General features: G+C 74.7%; 17 protein-coding genes. 11 read left to right on the top strand and 6 right to left on the bottom strand.

Annotated elements, in window-relative coordinates; translation table 11 throughout:
- Positions 1-68: 68 nt before the first annotated feature.
- From ACYVDA_RS02830 to ACYVDA_RS02810, 5 genes are read right to left on the bottom strand one after another with little or no spacing between them, the layout of a single operon-like run.
- Positions 69-614, bottom strand: coding sequence for a flavin reductase family protein (locus tag ACYVDA_RS02830; RefSeq protein WP_460814847.1), 546 nt, complete (start codon positions 612-614; stop codon positions 69-71).
- A complete protein-coding gene (locus ACYVDA_RS02825; RefSeq protein ID WP_460814845.1) occupies positions 611-1,762 on the bottom strand; it encodes an LLM class flavin-dependent oxidoreductase in 1,152 nt (383 codons plus the stop codon). The genes ACYVDA_RS02830 and ACYVDA_RS02825 overlap by 4 nt, the downstream gene beginning before the upstream one ends.
- Positions 1,759-2,790: an ABC transporter substrate-binding protein gene (locus tag ACYVDA_RS02820; protein ID WP_460814843.1), complete on the bottom strand. Its 1,032-nt coding sequence runs from the start codon at positions 2,788-2,790 to the stop codon at positions 1,759-1,761. Before ACYVDA_RS02820 ends, ACYVDA_RS02825 begins: the two co-directional genes overlap by 4 nt.
- Positions 2,787-3,572, bottom strand: a complete 786-nt coding sequence (locus ACYVDA_RS02815) for an ABC transporter ATP-binding protein (protein ID WP_460814841.1) — start codon at positions 3,570-3,572, stop codon at positions 2,787-2,789. The genes ACYVDA_RS02820 and ACYVDA_RS02815 overlap by 4 nt, the downstream gene beginning before the upstream one ends.
- Positions 3,557-4,402 carry an ABC transporter permease gene (locus ACYVDA_RS02810; RefSeq protein ID WP_460814839.1) on the bottom strand — a complete coding sequence of 282 codons (846 nt, stop codon included), beginning with the start codon at positions 4,400-4,402 and terminating at the stop codon, positions 3,557-3,559. Before ACYVDA_RS02810 ends, ACYVDA_RS02815 begins: the two co-directional genes overlap by 16 nt.
- Before the next feature lie 229 nt (positions 4,403-4,631).
- Between ACYVDA_RS02810 and ACYVDA_RS02805 the strand changes: the two genes are divergently transcribed.
- From ACYVDA_RS02805 to ACYVDA_RS02755, 11 genes are all read left to right on the top strand, one after another.
- Positions 4,632-5,813, top strand: coding sequence for a pyridoxal phosphate-dependent aminotransferase (locus tag ACYVDA_RS02805; RefSeq protein ID WP_460814837.1), 1,182 nt, complete (start codon positions 4,632-4,634; stop codon positions 5,811-5,813).
- A 228-nt stretch (positions 5,814-6,041) separates the two neighbouring features.
- A complete protein-coding gene (locus tag ACYVDA_RS02800) occupies positions 6,042-7,622 on the top strand; it encodes an APC family permease (RefSeq protein WP_460814835.1) in 1,581 nt (526 codons plus the stop codon).
- Positions 7,619-8,482, top strand: a complete 864-nt coding sequence (locus ACYVDA_RS02795) for an urea amidolyase associated protein UAAP1 (protein ID WP_460814832.1) — start codon at positions 7,619-7,621, stop codon at positions 8,480-8,482. The genes ACYVDA_RS02800 and ACYVDA_RS02795 overlap by 4 nt, the downstream gene beginning before the upstream one ends.
- Positions 8,479-9,192 carry an urea amidolyase associated protein UAAP2 gene (locus ACYVDA_RS02790; protein WP_460814829.1) on the top strand — a complete coding sequence of 238 codons (714 nt, stop codon included), beginning with the start codon at positions 8,479-8,481 and terminating at the stop codon, positions 9,190-9,192. The genes ACYVDA_RS02795 and ACYVDA_RS02790 overlap by 4 nt, the downstream gene beginning before the upstream one ends.
- Positions 9,189-12,854, top strand: a complete 3,666-nt coding sequence (gene uca / locus ACYVDA_RS02785; RefSeq protein WP_460814826.1) for an urea carboxylase — start codon at positions 9,189-9,191, stop codon at positions 12,852-12,854. The genes ACYVDA_RS02790 and uca overlap by 4 nt, the downstream gene beginning before the upstream one ends.
- A complete protein-coding gene (gene atzF, locus ACYVDA_RS02780) occupies positions 12,851-14,584 on the top strand; it encodes an allophanate hydrolase (protein ID WP_460814823.1) in 1,734 nt (577 codons plus the stop codon). The genes uca and atzF overlap by 4 nt, the downstream gene beginning before the upstream one ends.
- On the top strand, positions 14,581-15,273 hold the full coding sequence (locus ACYVDA_RS02775; RefSeq protein WP_460814821.1) for a TetR/AcrR family transcriptional regulator: 693 nt from the start codon (positions 14,581-14,583) through the stop codon (positions 15,271-15,273). Before atzF ends, ACYVDA_RS02775 begins: the two co-directional genes overlap by 4 nt.
- Positions 15,274-15,389: 116 nt before the next feature.
- Positions 15,390-15,572 carry a hypothetical protein gene (locus ACYVDA_RS02770; protein WP_460814819.1) on the top strand — a complete coding sequence of 61 codons (183 nt, stop codon included), beginning with the start codon at positions 15,390-15,392 and terminating at the stop codon, positions 15,570-15,572.
- The gene (locus tag ACYVDA_RS02765; RefSeq protein WP_460814817.1) at positions 15,569-16,030 is read left to right on the top strand and encodes a hypothetical protein; all 462 of its coding nucleotides are present in this window, start codon (positions 15,569-15,571) and stop codon (positions 16,028-16,030) included. Before ACYVDA_RS02770 ends, ACYVDA_RS02765 begins: the two co-directional genes overlap by 4 nt.
- 84 nt (positions 16,031-16,114) lie before the next feature.
- On the top strand, positions 16,115-16,729 hold the full coding sequence (locus ACYVDA_RS02760; protein WP_460814815.1) for a hypothetical protein: 615 nt from the start codon (positions 16,115-16,117) through the stop codon (positions 16,727-16,729).
- Between the two features lie 134 nt (positions 16,730-16,863).
- Positions 16,864-17,469 (top strand): hypothetical protein, encoded by a 606-nt coding sequence (locus tag ACYVDA_RS02755; protein WP_460814813.1) that lies wholly within the window; start codon positions 16,864-16,866, stop codon positions 17,467-17,469.
- A 96-nt stretch (positions 17,470-17,565) separates the two neighbouring features.
- Here ACYVDA_RS02755 and ACYVDA_RS02750 read toward each other — a convergent pair whose 3' ends face one another.
- Positions 17,566-18,333, bottom strand: a complete 768-nt coding sequence (locus tag ACYVDA_RS02750) for an enoyl-CoA hydratase-related protein (protein WP_460814810.1) — start codon at positions 18,331-18,333, stop codon at positions 17,566-17,568.
- Between the last annotated feature and the right edge of the window lie 110 nt (positions 18,334-18,443).

The raw sequence follows: 18,443 nt of genomic DNA, 5'->3' as shown, positions 1-18,443 counted from the left end.
ACAAGGCCCGCGCCGGCCCCGGACCGTCCACGACCCCGCGGCAGGCCGTGCTGGAGGCCCACTCCGGATCAGGTTGCCCGCAGCCGTCGGCCCAGGCCGCTGCGGTGGAAGACCAGGGGGTCGCCGGTGGCCTCGGCGTCGGCGTGGCGTACGGCGTGCAGGCGCAGCAGGACCAGGACGTGGTCACCGGCCTCGACCTCGCGCTCGATCGTGCAGTCGAAGAGCGCGAGGCCGTCGGGCAGGGTGACCGCGCCGTTGGCGTCGATCGTGTGGCGCACGCCGTCGAAGCGGTGGGCCGACGGTCCGGCCAGCTGCTGGCACAGCGGCCCGTGGTGGCCGGCCAGGACGGTGACCCCCAGGTGCTCGGCCCGGCGCAGGTCGGGCCAGGTGGCCGAGGTGCGCGCCAGGTTCACCGAGACCAGCGGCGGGTCCAGGCTGACCGACGTGAACGAGCTGGCGGCCAGGCCGACCACCCGCCCGTCGACCTCGGCGGCCACGGCGACCACGCCGCTGGGGAAGATCCCGAACGCCGTCCGCAGCGCGTGGGGGTCCAGGTCCTGGTTGGTGCGCAGTCCGGGCGTGACGTCCTGCGCCCCCAGGGCGAGCCGGCTCACGAGACGTCGGGCAGCAGGCCGCGGGCACGCAGGACGGGCTTGACGCCCTCGGCGAACCAGTAGGCCTCCTCCACGTGGGGGTAGCCCGAGAGCACGAACTCGTCGATGCCGAGGGCGGCGTACTCCTCGACGAGGTCCGCGACCTCGGTGTGGCTGCCCACCAGCGCGGTGCCGGCGCCGCCGCGGACCAGGCCGACCCCGGCCCACAGGCCCGGGTGGATCTCCAGCGAGCGCGCGTCGCCACCCGCGGCGGCCCGGCCGCCGTGCAGCGCGCGCATCCGCTGCTGGCCCACCGACTGCGAGGACTCGAGCGCCGCCTGCGCCCTGGCGATGTCGGCAGGGTCGAGCTCGGAGAGCATCTGCTGCGCCACGGCCCAGGCCTGCTCGCTGGTGTCACGGGTGATCACGTGCAGCCGGATGCCGAACCGCAGCGACCGCCCCGCCTCCTTGGCCAGGTGCCGCATCCGGTCCAGCTTCTCCGCGACGTCCGAGGGCGGCTCGCCCCAGGTGAGGTAGACGTCGACGTGCTTGGCCGCGACCGGGCCGGCGGGCCCCGAGGACCCACCGAAGTACAGCTGCGGCAGCGGGTCGGGCACGTCGCGCACCCGGGCGTCGGCGACGTCGTAGTACTCCCCCGAGAAGTCGACGCCCTGCTCGCGCCAGGCGCCGCGGAGCACGGTGAGGAACTCGTCGGTGCGGGCGTAGCGCTCCGCCGAGCCGTACGACGCGGGGTCGCCGAAGCGGCGCTGCTCGGCGGGCTCGCCGCCACTGACGATGTTGAGCAGCAACCGGTTGCCGGAGATCCGCTGGTAGGTCGAGGCCATCTGCGCCGCGAGCGTCGGGTGGATCGACCCCGGTCGGAACGCGACCAGGAACGTGAGCCGCTCGGTCTCGCGGATCAGCGCGGCCGTGGTCAGCCAGGCGTCCTCGCACCAGGTGCCGGTGGGGGTGAGGACCCCGGTGAACCCGAGGTACTCGGCCGTGCGGGCGACCTGGGCCAGGTAGTCGATGGTCGGCGGCCGGAACTGCGAGGCGGACCCGGCGCCCTGGCCGGACTGGCCGATGCCGCGGGGCACCGAGTGGCCGCCGCCGACCAGGGAGCGGCTGTCGCCGGTGGTGGGCAGGAACCAGTGGAAGTCCAGGGTCATGTGTTGTCCTTCTCGGCCGTCGCGGTCGCCTCGGCGACGACCGCGTTGAACTGGGTGGTGAAGTAGGAGCTCAGGTCCACGTCGGCGGTGACCTGCTTCTGGGCCTTGAACGCGTCCCACATCTGCTGCTCGGTGCTGACGACCTTCGCCCCGATCGGCAGGGGCGCGTAGGAGCGCCGGGCGACGGCGGCCGCGGTGACCTTGGGGTCCAGCCCGGTCTCCTTGGCCCACGTCGTGGCCCAGGCGTCCTTGTGCTTGGCCGCCCAGACCTGGGCCGAGGCGAGCCGGCCCAGGAAGTCCTTCAGCGCGGCGGCGGTCGCCTTGTCCTTGATCGCCTTGTCCCCGGCGACCTGGAAGGCCAGTCCGTTGACCAGGCCCTGGCCGTCGGAGAGGACCTTCGCGCCGGTGGCCTGCTGGGCCTGGGAGGTGAACGGGTCCCAGATCGCCCACGCGTCGACCGAGCCGCCCTTGAACGCGGCCAGCCCCTCGGTGGGCTGGAGGTTGACCGGCGTGATGTCGGACCAGGAGAGCCCGGCCTTCTTCAGCTGGGCCAGCAGGTTGTAGTTGGCCGAGCTGCCCTTGGCGACCGCGACCTTCTTGCCCTTGAGGTCCGCGACCGAGGCGATCGAGGAGCCCTTCGGGATCAGGATCGCGTCGCCGGAAGCGCCCTGGGAGTAGGCCGAGACGACCTTGATCGGCTTCTTCTGGTCGATCGCGAACAGCGGCGGGGTGTTGCCGACCCCGCCGACGTCGACCGCTCCGCTGCTGACCGCGTCGAGCAGCGGCGGGCCGGAGGTGAACGGCTTCCAGTCGATCTTGTACGGCAGCTCGTCCAGGTCGCCGGCCGCGCTGAGCAGGGCCTGGGAGCCGCCCTTCTGGTCGCCGACGGTCAGCGTGACCTTGGAGAGGTCGACCGATCCGTCGCTGCGCACGGCGGCGTCGTTGCTGCTCCCGCAGGCGGCCAGGCCGGTGGCGGCGAGGGCGAGTCCGAGGGTCGCGACGGCGTGACGGAGCAGGGGGCGTCTCATGATGCTTTCTCCTGACGGGTGGTGGTGCGGGCGGGGGTGCTCACGCCGAGCCGGTCGAGCAGCTCGGCGCGGAGGTGGGTGAGGTCGGCCGGGTCGCGGGGGCGCTCCCGGCGTACGACGACCTCGTGGCGGACGCGGCCGGACTCGATGACCAGGACCCGGTCGGCGAGCTGGAGCGCCTCGTCGACGTCGTGGGTGACCAGCAGGACCGAGGGCCGGTGCTCGCGCCACAGCCTGAGGACGAGCTCGTGCATCTCCAGGCGGGTCAGCGCGTCCAGGGCGCTGAACGGCTCGTCGAGCAGCAGCAGGCCAGGGGCGTTGACCAGGGCACGCGCCAGCGAGACCCGCTGGGCCTGACCGCCGGACAGCGTGACGGGCCAGACGTCGTGCTTCTCGCTCAGCCCGACCTCGTCGAGGCCGGCCCGGGCCCGGCGCCGACGCTCCTCGCGACTGCCCTCGTGCAGGGCGAGGGCGACGTTGTCGGCGACCCGCTTCCAGGGCAGCAGCCGCGGTTGCTGGAAGGCCACGGAGACGACCCCGTCGACCTCGACGCTCCCGTGGGTGACGGGGTCGAGCCCGGCCAGGGTGCGCAGCAGCGTGGACTTGCCCGAGCCGCTGCGACCGAGCACCGCGACCAGCTCGCCGGGGGCGATGTCGAGGTCGAGGCGGTCCAGCACGACGTGGTCGCCGAAGGCGCGGCGCAGGCCGCGGACCCGCACGCCGCGACAGGCGCGGGCGTCCTCCTCGGTGGTCGCGGGGGGTGCGATCAGCCGTGTCGCCATGCCAGTGCCTTCCTCTCGATGGATCGGACGAGTGCGTCGGTCGCCAGCCCGAGCAGGCTGTAGATCAGGAGGCCGCCGACGACGACGTCGGTGCGGCCGAAGGAGGCGGCGTCGGAGACCAGGTAGCCGATGCCGCTGGTGGCGTTGATCTGCTCGGCCACGATCAGCGAGAGCCAGGCCACGCCGAGGGAGAGCCGCAGGCCCACCAGGACCGAGGGCAGCGCCCCGGGGACGACCACGTGGCGCAGGCGCGACCACCACGACAGCCGGATCGCGCGGGCCGCGTCGAGGTAGGTGGCGTCGACCCCGCGGATGCCGGCGACGGTGTTGACGTAGAGGGGGAAGGCGACGCCGAGCGCGATCAGGGTGATCTTCGGCGCCTCGTCGATGCCCAGCCAGAGCACCAGGAGCGGGAGCAGCCCGAGGTGCGGCACGGTGCGCAGCATCTGCATCGGCGGGTCGACGACGTCCTCCCCGATCCGCGACATCCCAGCCACCGCGGCGAGGACGAGGGCGACGGCGGCGCCCAGGGCGAAGCCAAGGACGACGCGCTGCAGCGAGATCCCGGTCGCGGCCTGGAGGGTGCCCTTCTCCCACTCCTGACCCATCGCCCGCAGGATCTGCAGCGGCGGCGCCAGCCGGTCGGCGGGCAGCACCCCGGTGGCCGAGGCGACCTGCCAGACCACCAGCAGCGCGAGCGGGCTGACCGTGCGGCGCAGGGCTGCGACCCCGCGCCGGCCCCGGGGCGACCGGCCGCCCCGCCCCGGTGTGCTCGGGCGTGCGGTCGGCTCCTCGGGGGCCCGGTCGATCTCGACGAGTGGTGCGCTCATGACGTCTACCGTGCCACAAAGTCATCTAAAACTAGTAACTGACTACAGTTTGAGATGCGTGTCGTGAGGATGGCCGCGCGTGGCATGTAGATCGGGGTTGGAGACGCTCCACAAGGCTTCCGCCGGGCCCGGACCGTCCACGACCCCGCGGTAGTCGGCCGCGATCGGCCCTCGTCGGGCGGGCAGGGCGGGGCCGGGCGGTCGCGCTGCGCGGGGCAGGATGGCCGGCATGAACGATCGGATGCGGGTGGCCGCCCGGGCGAACGTGCCGCCCTTCCACGTGATGGACCTCCTCGCGGCGGCCTCGGCGCGGCAGGCCAGCCACGGCGACCTGGTCGACATGGTCGCCGGCCAGCCCTCGACCGGCGCGCCGGCCGCCGTGCGCGCCGAGGCCAAGCGGCTGCTCGACGCCGATACCCTCGGCTACACCGTGTCGACCGGCGTGCCCGAGCTGCGCGAGGCGGTGGCCGCCCACCACCGGCGTACGACCGGGATCGACGTGGGCCGCGACGACGTCGTGATCACCACCGGCTCCTCGGGCGGGTTCCTGCTCGCCTTCCTGGCCGCCTTCGACGTCGGCGACCGCGTGCTGATGGCCCGTCCCGGCTACGCCTGCTACCGCAACGTGCTGCGCGCGCTGGGCTGCGAGGTGGTCGAGCTGGAGTGCGGCGTCGAGACCCGCTTCCAGCCGACGGTCGCGCAGCTCGAGGCGGCGTACGCCGAGGGGCCGGTCGCCGGGCTGGTGATCGCCTCGCCGGCCAACCCGACCGGCACGATGCTCCTGCCCGACGAGCTCGACGCGATCGCGCGGTGGTGCGAGGAGCACGGGGTGCGGCTGGTCAGCGACGAGATCTACCACGGCATCACCTACGACGGCTCGGCCCCGCGCAGCGCCTGGCAGACCTCGCGCACCGGCATCGTGTTCGGGTCGTTCAGCAAGTACTTCTCGATGACCGGCTGGCGCCTGGGCTGGATGCTCGTGCCCGAGGACCTCCGCCGCCCCGTCGACGTGCTGACCGGCAACTTCACGATCTGCCCGCCGGTGCTCAGCCAGCGCGCGGCGGTCGCGGCGTTCACCCCCGAGTCCTACGCCGAGCTCGACGGCCACGTGGCGAGGTACGCCGAGAACCGCGCGATCCTGCTCGACGGCCTGCCGCGCCTCGGCATCGACCGGCTCGCCCCGGCCGACGGCGCCTTCTACGCCTACGCCGACATCTCCCACCTCACCGCCGAGGCCGGGCTCGACAGCCACGCCTGGTGCCTGCAGCTGCTCGCCGAGACCGGCGTCGCCTGCGCCCCCGGGGTCGACTTCGACACCCGGCGCGGTGGTGAGTTCGTGCGGTTCTCCTTCGCCGGCAGCGGCCCCGCGATCAGCGAGGGGCTGCAGCGGCTGGAGGCCTGGCTGGGCTGAGGGACCCGCGCGGGGTCGGCGTACGCCGGGAGGTGGTCGGCCGAAAAGTGACCTTGTCGGGTGGACGTTCGGCCGACAAGGTCACTTTTCCCCGGCTAACCGGGGATCAGTCGGCGGCCGAGGGACGCACACACTCTTAAACACCACGCAACAGCCCCGAAACGAACCGGGCCCAGGATCGGGGAATACCTGTCGGGCGACAGGTACCCCCGGACCGAAGGCCTGCCGATGACCACCACCGCACCCACCCCGACCGACGGCGTACGCCGTGCCGAGACCCACGACCTAGGCGAGCTCGGCTACACCCAGGAGCTGCACCGGGGCGTGGGGCACTTCGCCTCGTTCGCCGCCGGGTTCTCGTTCGTCTCCATCCTGACCACCGTCTTCCAGCTGTTCGGGCTGGGCTTCAGCTTCGGCGGGGCGGCGTTCTTCTGGACCTGGCCGGCGGTGTTCGTGGGCCAGCTGCTCGTGGCGCTGTGCTTCGCCGAGCTGGCCGCGCGCTACCCGATCTCGGGGTCGATCTTCCAGTGGGCCAGCCGCCTGGCCGGCACCGACTTCGGCTGGTTCGTGGGCTGGGTGATGGTGATCGGGCAGATCCTCACCGTCGCCACCGCCGCGATCGCGATGCAGGCCGTGCTGCCGAGCATCTGGAGCGGCTTCCAGCTGGTCGGCGGGTCGGGGGCCGACTCGGCACCCACCAGCCCGACCGGCGCCCAGAACGCCGTGGTCCTGGGGCTCATCGTGCTGGTCCTCACCACGGTCATCAACGTCCTCGGGGTGCGGCTGATGGCCTCGATCACGGCCGCCGCGGTGATGATCGAGATCCTCGGCGTGATCGCGCTCGTGATCGCCCTGTTCTTCCACGCCGAGCGCGGGGTCGGCGTGGTCGGCACCACCGCCGGGTCGGCGCCGGGCGCCTACCTCCCGGCCTGGCTGGCCTCGTCCTTGATGGCGGCCTACGTGATGGTCGGGTTCGACTCGGCCGGCGAGCTGTCCGAGGAGACCCACGCCCCCCGGCGCACGACGCCCCGCACGATCGTCCGCGCCCTGGTGGTCTCCGGGCTCGGTGGTCTGCTGCTGATCCTCGCCGGCCTGCTCGCCGCGCCCTCCCTGACCGACGGCAGCCTGGCCTCCGGCGGCCTGGCGGGCGTGCTCACCGCGCGGCTCGGCGGCGTCAGCGGACGGATCCTGCTGGTCGCCGTGGCGATCGCGGTCTTCGCCTGCACCCTGGCCGTGCAGACCTCCGGCTCGCGGATGATGTTCTCGATGGCCCGCGAGCGCTCGCTGCCGTTCTCCTCCTGGCTGGGCAAGGTCTCGCCGCGCACCGGCACCCCGATCGGCACCTCGGTCGTCGTCGGCGTCGGCGCCGCGATCACGCTGGCCGTCAACTGGGACCAGAGCGCCGTCTTCACCGCCCTGGCCTCGCTGTGCATCGCGATGCTCTACCTGGCCTACCTCGGCGTGACGGTGCCGCTGCTGGTCAAGCGCCTGCGCACGCCGGGCGGGCTCGAGGGCGGGCTGGACGAGGACGGGCAGCCGCTGTTCAGCCTGGGTCGCTGGGGCGTCGCGATCAACGGCGCCGCGATCGCCTACCAGGTCGTGATGGTGGTCAACCTGGCGTGGCCGCGGGCCGCGATCTACGACCTCACCAGCGGCACCTGGTGGCTGCGGTGGAGCGCGCTGCTGTTCATCGGGCTGACCCTGGTCGTCGGCGCGGTCATCCACTGGCGCACCCGGGTGCGCCACGGCGGCCCGATCCGCCTCCCCGTCCTGAAGACCTCCCACGAGCCGACGGGCGCGGTCTCGTGAGCCCGGCCGTCCCGCGCCCCGAGCGGGCCGCGCACGCCACCGCCAGCCTGGCCGACGCCCGCGACGACGCGCGCGGCCAGGGCGGCGGGGTCTCGGACTGGATGCCCTACCTGCCGGCCAGCTCCACGCCCCACCCGCCCGAGGGCGTCGACCCGGCCGGGCTGACCTGGGCCGAGACCGTGGCGCCCGGCGGCTACACCCACCGCCGGGTCGCCCGCGGCACCCGCCTCCGGCTCGAGGACGTCACCGGCGACGCCTGCGCGCACGTGCTGGTCCTCAACGCCGTCGAGCCGACCGACCGGCTCAACGTCGCCGACACCCAGAAGATCCCGTGGCAGGCCTACCTCGGCGAGGGGCACCCGCTGCTCTCCGGCGACGGGCGCGTCCTGGCCACGGTCGTGGCCGACACCTCCGGACACCACGACGCCTTCTGCGGCACCTCCAGCGACGCCTGGAACGAGGCGAAGTACGGCGACGCCTCCCCCCAGGGCCCGTCCCCCTCCGGCCACGGGCTGCTGGTCAAGGCCGCGGCCAAGCACGGCCTCGGGCCACGCGACCTGCCGCCCACGGTGTCGTTCTTCCAGGGCCTGCGCGTCGAGGACGACGGCGCCTTCACCTGGCAGGGCTCCGCCGGACCGGGGGCGTACGTCGACCTGCTGGCCGAGCTGCCCCTGGTGGTCCTGGTCGCCAACGTGCCGCACCCGCTGGACCCCCGTCCGGACTACGTCGTCGGGCCGCTGCGCCTGCACGCCTGGCGCGAGCGCCCCACCGGCCCCGACGACGCCCGCTTCGAGGCCTCGCCCGAGCGGCGCCGGGCCTACCTCAACTCCCTCGACTACGCGGAGAGCGCAGGACTGTGACCACCACCCTCACCAGCACCACCACGACCGTCCCCGTCGGCGCCGTCCACTCCCCCGACACCCCGCTGGACTGGAGCGAGCCGCTCGTCCCCGGCCGGGTCGTCCTCGACGACCGGGTCGCCCCCAACGCGCCCTGGTCGGCGGTGGTGGCGGCCGGCCACGTGCTGACCATCGTCGACGTGGGCGGCAACCAGTCGGCCGACTGCCTGGTCTACGACGCGCACGACACGTCCGAGCGCTACAGCGTCCCGGACACGCTGGCCTGGCAGGGCAACGCCTACGTCCGCGAGGGCACCGTCCTGCGCTCCAACCTGGGCGGGGCCCTGATGACGGTCGTCGGCAACGAGGTCGCCCGCCAGGACACCATCGGCGGCGCGTGCGGCAAGGAGTCCAACAGCCTCCGCTACGGCCACCACACCGTCTTCCAGCACGGCTGCCGGGAGAACTTCCTAGCCGAGGCCGCCCGCCACGGGCTCGGCGCGCAGGACCTGGTCAGCAACCTGAACTGGTTCATGAACGTGCCGGTCGAGGCCGACGGCACCCTGGGGATCGTCGACGGCATCTCCGGGCCGGGCAAGCGGGTCGCGGTGCGCGCCGAGCGCGACGTGCTGGTGATCGTCAGCAACTGCCCGCAGATGAACAACCCCTGCAACGACTTCGACCCCACGCCCCTGCGGATGCTGGTGACCGACCCGGGCGGTGCCGCGTGAGCGCCCACACCACCCCAGGCTTCGACACCCTGCTCGTCGCCAACCGCGGCGAGATCGCGCGCCGGGTGGTCCGCTCGGCCGGCGAGCTCGGCCTGCGCACGGTCGCGGTGTTCTCCGACGCCGACCGCGCCGCCCCCCACGTCCGCGAGGCCGACGTCGCGGTCCGGCTCGGCCCCGCCCCGGCGCGCGAGTCCTACCTGCGCGTCGAGGCGATCCTGGAGGCCGCGGCGGCCACCGGGGCCGGCGCGATCCACCCCGGCTACGGCTTCCTGTCCGAGAGCGCCGACTTCGCCCGCGCGGTCGAGGCCGCCGGGCTGGCCTTCGTCGGCCCCACCCCGGACCAGATCGAGCGGTTCGGCACCAAGCACACCGCCCGCGCGCTGGCCGAGCAGGCCGGTGTGCCGCTCCTGGCCGGCACCGGGCTCCTGGCCACCGCCGAGGAGGCCGTCGCGGCGGCCGAGGCCGTCGGGCTGCCGGTGATGCTCAAGGCCACCGGCGGCGGTGGCGGGATCGGCATGCAGGCCTGCCGGACCCTCGACGAGGTCGCCGCGGCGTACGACCGGGTGGTGCGGCAGGCGCAGACCAGCTTCGGCTCCGCCGGGGTCTTTCTCGAGCGGTTCGTCTCCCCGGCCCGCCACGTCGAGGTGCAGCTGTTCGGCGACGGGCAGGGTCGCGTCGCCGTGATCGGCGACCGCGACTGCTCGCTGCAGCGACGCAACCAGAAGGTGCTGGAGGAGGCCCCGGCGCCCGCGCTGCCCGACCGCGTGCGCGCCGAGATCCACGCGACCGCGCGGCGGCTGGCGGCGTCGGTGGACTACCGCTCGGCCGGGACCGTGGAGTTCGTCTACGACCCGGTGCGCGAGGAGGCGGCCTTCCTCGAGGTCAACACCCGCCTCCAGGTCGAGCACCCGGTCACCGAGCTGGTCCACGACGTCGACCTGGTCGCGCTGATGCTCGGTCTGGCCCGCGACGGCGCCGAGGGGCTCGACCCGACGGTCTTCACCCGCGACTGGGCGCCGAGCGGCTCCGCCGTCGAGGCCCGGGTCTACGCCGAGGACCCGGCGCTCGACAGCCGGCCCTCCTCCGGCCTGGTCACCCAGGCGGTCTTCCCCGGGCAGGGCGCCGAGCCGCTGGCCGGCGTGCGCGTCGACGGCTGGATCGAGTCGGGGCTGGAGGTCTCGGCGTACTACGACCCGCTGCTGTCCAAGGTGATCGCCGCCGCCCCCACCCGCGACGGCGCGCTCGACCTGCTCGGCGAGGCCCTGGCCGCGAGCCGGGTCGACGGGGTCGTGACCAACCTGGGCCTGCTGCGCGAGCTGCTCGACGAGGTGCCGCTGCGCAGCGCCACCCACGCCACCGCGACCCTGGCCGGCACCCACGACCCCGAGCCGCGCGTCGAGGTCCTCGAGGCCGGCGCGATGACCACCGTGCAGGACCTCCCCGGCCGGATCGGTCACTGGCAGGTCGGCGTGCCGCCGTCGGGGCCGATGGACCCGCTCTCGCTGCGCGAGGCCAACCTCTGCGTCGGCAACCCCGCCGGCGCCCCCGGGCTCGAGGTCACCGCGACCGGACCCCGCCTGCGCTTCACCGCGCCCGCGGTCGTCTGCGTGACCGGCGCCCCCGCCCTGGTCACCGTCGACGGTGCCCCCGTCGCGATGTGGGAGCCGGTCGACGTGCCGGCCGGGTCCGAGCTGGCGATCGGCACCGCCGAGGGCCCCGGCCTGCGGCTGGCGGTCGCGGTGCGCGGCGGCTTCGACGTGCCGCGCTACCTGGGCAGCTGCTCGACCTTCACCCTGGGCGGGTTCGGCGGCCACGGCGGTCGCGCCCTGCTCCCGGGCGACGTGCTGCGCCTGGGCTCGGCCGACGCCACCGAACCGCACCCCGCACTGCCCGAGGGCACCACGCTCACCCGCGTGGCCGGCCCCACCCCGGAGCACCGCCGCCCGCACCTGACCTCGACCTGGCAGGTCGGGGTCACCGAAGGGCCGCACGCGGCGCCGGACTTCTTCACCCGCGAGGACCTCGACACCTTCTACGGGTGCGACTACGAGGTGCACTTCAACTCCGCGCGCACCGGCGTGCGGCTGATCGGCCCCCGGCCGACCTGGGCCCGCGAGGACGGCGGCGAGGCCGGGCTGCACCCCTCCAACATCCACGACACGGCGTACGCCGTCGGCGCGATCGACTTCACCGGTGACACCCCGATCCTGCTCGGCCCCGACGGCCCCTCGCTGGGTGGCTTCGTGTGCCCCGCGGTCGTGGCCAGCGGGGAGCTGTGGAAGCTCGGCCAGCTGCGCCCGGGCGACACCGTGCGCTTCGTGCCGGTGCGCTCGGCCGAGGCCGCGACCCTGGTCGAGCGCTGCGCCTCGCCGACCGTGACCAGCCGCGGCGGCGACGGGGACGACGGCGTCTTCGACCGGGTCGTCGAGCGTCCGGGCGGCGAGCCGTCGGTGACCTACCGCCGCGACGGCGACGACAACGTCCTGGTGGAGTACGGCGACCAGGTGCTCGACCTCGCCCTGCGCATGCGCGTGCACGCCCTGATGACCCGCCTCGAGCAGGAGGCACCCGCCGGCCTCGTCGACCTGACGCCGGGCATCCGCTCGCTGCAGGTGCACACCGACCCGGCCGTGCTGGAGGCCGGCAAGCTGGCCGGTCTGCTGCGCGAGCTCGAGGACGACCTGCCGCCCACCCGCGAGCTGGTCGTGCCGTCGCGCCGGGTGCGGCTGCCGCTGTCGTGGGACGACCCGGCGGCGCGGCTGGCGGTCGAGCGCTACTCCACCGGCGTGCGCGACGACGCCCCCTGGACGCCCTCGAACATCGAGTTCATCCGTCGCGTCAACGGCCTGGAGACCCTCGAGGACGTGCACCGCACGGTCTTCGACGCCTCCTACCTGGTGCTCGGCCTGGGCGACGTCTACCTGGGCGCACCCGTGGCCACGCCGCTCGACCCGCGGCACCGGCTGGTGACCACGAAGTACAACCCGGCCCGCACCTGGACGGCCGAGAACTCCGTCGGCATCGGGGGCGCCTACCTGTGCATCTACGGGATGGAGGGACCCGGCGGCTACCAGCTGGTCGGCCGCACCACCCAGGTGTGGAACCGCTGGCAGCGCGGTGGCCTGTTCGCCGACGGACCCTGGGCGCTGCGGTTCTTCGACCGCATCGAGTGGTACCCCGTCTCCCACGAGGAGCTCACCGAGCTGCGCGCCGAGACCGCCGCCGGGCGCGGCCCGGTCGAGGTGGAGGAGGGCACCTTCGCGCTGGCCGAGCACGAGGACTTCCTGCACCGCAACGCCGACTCGATCGCGGCCTTCCGCGCCCAGCAGGCCGAGGCGTTCGGGGCCGAGAAGCAGCGCTGGCGCGCGTCGGGCGAGTTCGACGTGCGTCCCGAGCCGGCCGCCGCGCCGCCCGCCGCCGAGCCGGACGTGCCCGAGGGCGCGACCGCCGTGCGCGCCCCGTTCGTCGCGACGGTGTGGCAGCTCTCGGTGGAGCCCGGCTCGCAGGTCGCCACGGGCGACCAGGTGCTCTCGCTGGAGGCGATGAAGATGGAGACCCCGATGACCGCACCCGTGGACGGGGAGGTGCTCGAGGTCTATGTCAAGGCCGGCGAGCAGGTCTCCCCCGGGCAGGCCCTGATGGCCGTCGGAGCGGCGCGATGAGCCCGGTCAGCGCCGTCGCCCGGGTCGAGGCCGCCCTCGCCCGGCTCGACGACGTCGACCGGCCCGAGGTCTGGATCAGCCTGCGCCAGCCGGCCGACCTGCTGGCCGAGGCCGCCGACGTCGACGCCCGGGTGGCGGCCGGCGCGTCGCTGCCGCTGGCCGGTCTGGTCGCCGCGGTCAAGGACAACATCGACGTCGCGGGGCTGGCCACGACGGCCGGCGCCCCGTCGTACTCCTTCGCGCCGGAGGTCGACGCCACCGCCGTCGCCCGCCTGCGCGCAGCCGGCGTGGTGGTGCTCGGCAAGACCAACCTCGACCAGTTCGCGACCGGGCTGGTCGGGACGCGCAGCCCGTACGGCGCGGTGCGCAACGCCTGGGACCCCACCCGGATCTCCGGCGGCTCCAGCTCCGGCTCGGCCGTAGCGGTCGCCCTGGGCGTCGTCGACCTCGCGCTCGGCACCGACACCGCCGGGTCCGGCCGGGTGCCGGCCGCGCTCAACGGGCTGGTCGGGGTCAAGCCGACCAAGGGGCTCGTGCCCACCACCGGGGTGGTGCCGGCCTGCCGGAGCCTGGACTGCGTCACCGTCTTCGCCCGCGACCTTGCCCTGGCCCGGCGGGCCACCGAGCTGATGAGCGGCCCCGACGGCCAGGACGCCCGGGCACGCGAGGACCGGCCCGGCCGCGTGCTCCCGCCCGTGCCGCGCGTCGCGGTGCCGACGACCGAGCACCTCGACGGGCTGGCCGACGGCTGGCGCGAGGCCTTCGGACGGGCGGTCGACCACCTGCGCAGCCACGGCGTCGAGGTGGTCGAGGTCGACGTCAGCCCCCTGCTGGAGGCCGCGTCGCTGCTGTACGACGGCGCCTTCGTCGCCGAGCGCACGGCCGCCGTCGGCGACCACATCGCCCGGCACCGCGACCTGATCGGCACCGACCTGGACGCGGTCGTGGCGCAGATCGTGCTGGCCGGCGGCAAGGTCTCGGCCGTCGACTGGTGCCGCGACACCGAGCGCCTCGAGCAGCTGGGGCAGGTCGGGCTCGGGTTCCTCGAGGACTGCACGGCCCTGCTCACCCCGACCACGACCTGGCACCCGACCCTGGCGCAGCTCGCCGAGGACCCGGTCGGGGCCAACAGCCGGATGGGGCGGTTCACCAACTTCGCCAACCTGCTCGACTGCAGCTCGCTGGCGCTGCCCTGCGGGACGGTGGACGGGCTGCCCTTCGGGGTGATGCTCACCGGCCGCGCCCACGACGACCGGGCCCTGGCCGAGCTGGGCCGGCTGCTGAGCCCGCCCGTCGAGCTGTTCGTGGTCGGCGCCCACCTGGCCGGTCAGCCGCTGAACCACCAGCTGGTGGCGGCCGGCGGGTCGCTGGTGGGGGCGGTCGACACCGCCGCGACCTACGCGCTCAAGGCGCTGGCCACCACCCCGCCCAAGCCCGGCCTGGAGCGGGTCGCCGCCGACGGTGTCGCGGTCGCCGGGGAGGTGTGGGCGCTGCCCCCCAGCGGGTTCGCCGGGTTCGTCGCGGCCCTGCCCGCGCCGATGGCGATCGGGCCGGTCACGCTGGCCGACGGACGGGTGGTCAGCGGGTTCACCTGCGAGGCGGTCGCGCTGGACGCGGCGGCCGACATCTCGGCGTACGGCGGGTGGCGGGCCTACCTCGCGGCCCAGGACACCCGCCCCGGTCACCTGGGCGGCACCCCGGCGCCGCACCCGGCAGACTCGGCCCCGTGAGCAGGGCGAGCGGGACGGGCGGGACGGGCACGACCGGGGTCGGCGGCGACGCGTCTGCCCAGGAGCCGCGCGCCGGTCGTCCCCGGGCGACCCCGCGACGGCCGGGCGACCCCGCGCCGCGCCAGCAGATCCTCGACGCGGCGGGCGCGCTGCTGGCCGAGCACGGCGTGGCGGGCACCTCGACGCGGGCGATCGCCGAGGCGGTCGGGATCCGGCAGGCCTCGCTGTACTACCACTTCGCGGGCAAGGACGAGATCCTGCTGGAGCTGCTCGAGGCCTCCGTGAAGCCCACGCTGGCGCACGTGCCCCGGCTGCTCGCGCACCCCGACCGTGCCGCCGCGCTCGCCGCCCTGGCCGCGATCGACGTCGCGACGCTGCTGGGGACGACGTCCAACATCGGGTCGCTCTACCTCTCCCACGAGGTGCAGCGTCCGGAGCACGACGAGTTCCGGGCGCTGCGGGCCGAGCTCCGGTCGGCGTACGTCGTCCTGGCCGGCGGGTCGGACTTCGACGGTGCCGCCTGCCTCCAGCTCGTCGAGATGGTGATCCCGTGGCGGCGCGACGGCGACCCGGGGCCCGACGCGGCCGACCGGATCGCCACCGCGTGCCTGCGGGTGGTCGGGCACGACGACGCGGAGATCGCCCGCGCGATGACGGCTGCCCGCCACCTATCCGACGTCAAGGTCTAGACCACGACGGCGATCTGAGCCCGGGAACGGGACACGACCCCCGTCCGCCGTGGCGATGACTTAGGTTCTCGTCCTCGGCCCCAGCTCAGGGGCCCATTCTCGGGGGGAACACCACCGTGCGTCGTCATGCCCTTGCCCTGACCGCTGCCGCCGTCCTCGTGGTCGGCGCGCCGACCGCTGCGTCGGCCCAGACCTGGAACCACACGGACCCCGCGGGGGACGTCGTCCACGCCACCTGGAACCTCGACACCGACGAGGAGACCGAGGTCGTCGACCCCACGATCGCCGACGGCACGTGATCGGCTCGACGATCAAGCACAACCCCCGCAAGGTCATCGCCGTGCTGCGGTTCCGCGACCTGGTCGCCCCGACCGACGGCGTGACCCTCTACCAGCTCTCCGTGCGCACGGGCCGGATGAACCGCGACCTCGGGGTCGTGGCCACCCCCGACAACACCCGGGGCCAGCACGAGCTGAGCAAGACCAGCGGCCGCACGGTCCGGTGCCGCGGGCTGTCCCACCACATCGACTACACCGCCAACACCGTGACCATGTCGGTGCCCCGCGCGTGCCTGGGTCACCCGCGCCGGGTCTCGGCGGGCGTGGGCGTCCTGCGGATGTCGGGCGTCGCCCTGAGCGACTCCCTGGACACCACCGACCCGACCGCGCCCGCGATCATCGAGATGTTCGCCGACGACGCGCACAGCCCCACGGTCGCCGACAACCTGGTCTTCAGCCCCCGTCTCCGGCGCGGCTGACCCACCTAGCAGCACCGACCGGGCGAGGCTCCTCCCGAGGAGCCTCGCCCGGTTCCTGCGTCCCACCCACCCCCGGAGCCCGTCGTGAACCGTGTCCGCACCACCACCCTGTCCCTCGTCGTCGCGGCGACCCTCGCTCCCGCCCTCGCCGGCGGATCGGCGTACGCCGTGGACCGGCCGCACGTCCGCAGCCGCACCGACGCCGCCCACGACGTGGGCCGCTCGGTGCGCGACTCCTCGGACCACGAGACCGTCACCCCGGCGCCGGCGCGCACCGACGGCGACGTGCTGCGCAGCGTGGTCCGCCACCGGGCCCGGTCGGTGCAGGTCGAGCTGCGCCTGGCCTCCCTGCGCCGCTCCGGCCTCGCGGTCGGCGAGTCGCTGCGGATCGTGACCGACCGGCACGTGCGACGCGACATCACCGTGCAGCTCGTCCCGGGCACCGGCCGCACGACCGTCTACGTCGAGGGCCGTGACGGCCAGGACCGCCCCTGCCCCGGGATCACGGCCCGGATGGACTTCGCCCGCGCGACCACCTCGGTGACGGTCCCCCGCAGCTGCCTGGGCCGTCCGGACTGGGTCCGCGTCGGCGTCGGCGCCTACACGGAGACGTCGGAGAGCACCTACTACTTCGACGACGCCGGGGTGACGGGCGGCCGGGGCGACCAGCTGGTCCTCGGCCCCCGGGTCTTCCACTGAGCACCTGAGCACGCGGGCACCTGAGCACGCGGGCTCAGGCGGAACGGGTAGTCGCGCCCTGCCCGGCCACCGGTCCGCACCGCGAGGCTTCGGGGACCCGGTCCTCCCCGGACCACCTCGCTCAAGGAGCCGACATGACCGTTCGCCGCACCCTCCTCCCCACCGCCCTCGCCCTGCTCGGCGCGGTCGCGCTGCCGGCCGGGGTCGCGCACGCCGACACCCGGACCTTCCGCGACGCGCCCCACGACGTCGTCAGCGGGCCGTCCTCGGAGGACGTCCCCACGACCGTCGACCCGGGCCGCGCGGCCGAGGACGTCCTGGCCGTGCGCGTGCGCAACGGGCCGCGCGCCCTCCGGGTCACCGTGTCGTACGCCGCCCTCACCCCGGCCACCGCCCACGGCGCCGAGATCGTGCACCTGCTGGAGGTGCGGACCAACGAGGGGGTGGGCGCCGGGCTCTACCTCGACGTGCCGAGGGACGGGTCGAAGCCGGGTGGGGAGGAGGTCTGGGTCAGCCACCGACGGGCGCCGCAGGAGTGCCGGGCCGCGAGCGCGCACCTCGACCGGCGCGCCTCGACGGTGACGTACGTCGTCCCCGGCCGCTGCCTCTCGCACCCGCGCTGGGTGCGCGTCGGGGCGGGCGCCGGCGCGCTCGGGCCGGACCGCCAGTGGGCCGACGACGCGTTCCAGACCGGGCGGATCGGCCAGGACCTGGCGATGGGGCCGCGCGTGCGCCGCTGACCACGACCGACGCCTCCTCGGGAGCCAGGCCGAGTGCCGCACCAGGGTCGCGACCGGACCCGGCGCACGACGCTGGTGTGGCACTCGCGCCCGGAGCTAGCGGCGCGGGCGGTTCAGGAAGGCGGTCATCGCCTCGCGGGCCTCGTCGGAGCCGAACAGCCGGGCGCTGAGCGTGGCCATCTCCACCGCGTGGGCGTCGAGGTGGCGCACCAGCGGCTCGGCCAGCAGCGCCTTGGTCTCCCGCAGCCCCTGCGGGTGGGCCGCCTGCAGGTCGGCGCAGGCGGTCGCGACGGCGGCGTCGAGGTCGGCGGCCGGCACCGACCGGGTGACCAGGCCCATCGCGGCGGCCTCGGCGGCGTCGAAGGTGCGCCCCGTCAGGAAGGTGTCGGCCGCGGCGCGGCTGGTGAGGCGGGGCAGCACGGTCAGCGAGATCACGGCCGGCGCCAGCGCCAGGCGCGACTCGGTGAACGCGAACGTCACGTCGCCGCCGCAGATCACCAGGTCGGCGCCCGCGACGATCCCGAGCCCCCCGGCCCGCACCGGCCCGGCCAGGCGCACGACGACCGGCTTGGGGTGGGTGAGCAGCCGGCGCTGGAGGGCGACGAGCGCCTTGGTGCCCTCGCCCATCCCGTCCTTCGAGGCCTCCGACAGGTCGGCGCCCGAGCAGAACACCCGGTCGGCCGAGCGGATCAGCACCACCCGCGCCGACTCGTCCGCCTCGGCCCGGTCGAGGGCGTCGAAGAGCTGGGTCAGCAGCGCCCGCGACAGCGCGTTGCGGTTGTGGGGCGAGTCCAGCGTGATCGTCGCGGTCCCGTCCGCGACGTCGAGGTGGACCAGCTCGGGGGTCTCGGTGGCGTTCGGCACGGGGGCTCCTCAGGAGGTGGGGGACACGGGCGGGGTTGCGGGCGAGTCGGGCGGCGGGCAGCGGGCAGCGGGGCGGACGACGTACGCCTTGGCGAGGCTCGTGGACGGTT

This window comes from Nocardioides korecus (genome assembly GCF_054778395.1).
Note: the sequence above shows the minus strand (reverse complement) of the source record. Positions and strands in the feature narration are given on the sequence as shown.

Excerpts from the sequence above, each read along its gene's own strand:
- ACYVDA_RS02825 (WP_460814845.1), bottom strand. The coding sequence starts at position 1,762 with ATGACCCTGGACTTCCACTGGTTCCTGCCCACCACCGGCGACAGCCGC.
- ACYVDA_RS02820 (WP_460814843.1), bottom strand. The coding sequence starts at position 2,790 with ATGAGACGCCCCCTGCTCCGTCACGCCGTCGCGACCCTCGGACTCGCC.
- ACYVDA_RS02815 (WP_460814841.1), bottom strand. The coding sequence starts at position 3,572 with ATGGCGACACGGCTGATCGCACCCCCCGCGACCACCGAGGAGGACGCC.
- ACYVDA_RS02810 (WP_460814839.1), bottom strand. The coding sequence starts at position 4,402 with ATGAGCGCACCACTCGTCGAGATCGACCGGGCCCCCGAGGAGCCGACC.
- ACYVDA_RS02805 (WP_460814837.1), top strand. The coding sequence starts at position 4,632 with ATGAACGATCGGATGCGGGTGGCCGCCCGGGCGAACGTGCCGCCCTTC.
- ACYVDA_RS02800 (WP_460814835.1), top strand. The coding sequence starts at position 6,042 with ATGACCACCACCGCACCCACCCCGACCGACGGCGTACGCCGTGCCGAG.
- atzF (WP_460814823.1), top strand. The coding sequence starts at position 12,851 with ATGAGCCCGGTCAGCGCCGTCGCCCGGGTCGAGGCCGCCCTCGCCCGG.
- ACYVDA_RS02755 (WP_460814813.1), top strand. The coding sequence starts at position 16,864 with ATGACCGTTCGCCGCACCCTCCTCCCCACCGCCCTCGCCCTGCTCGGC.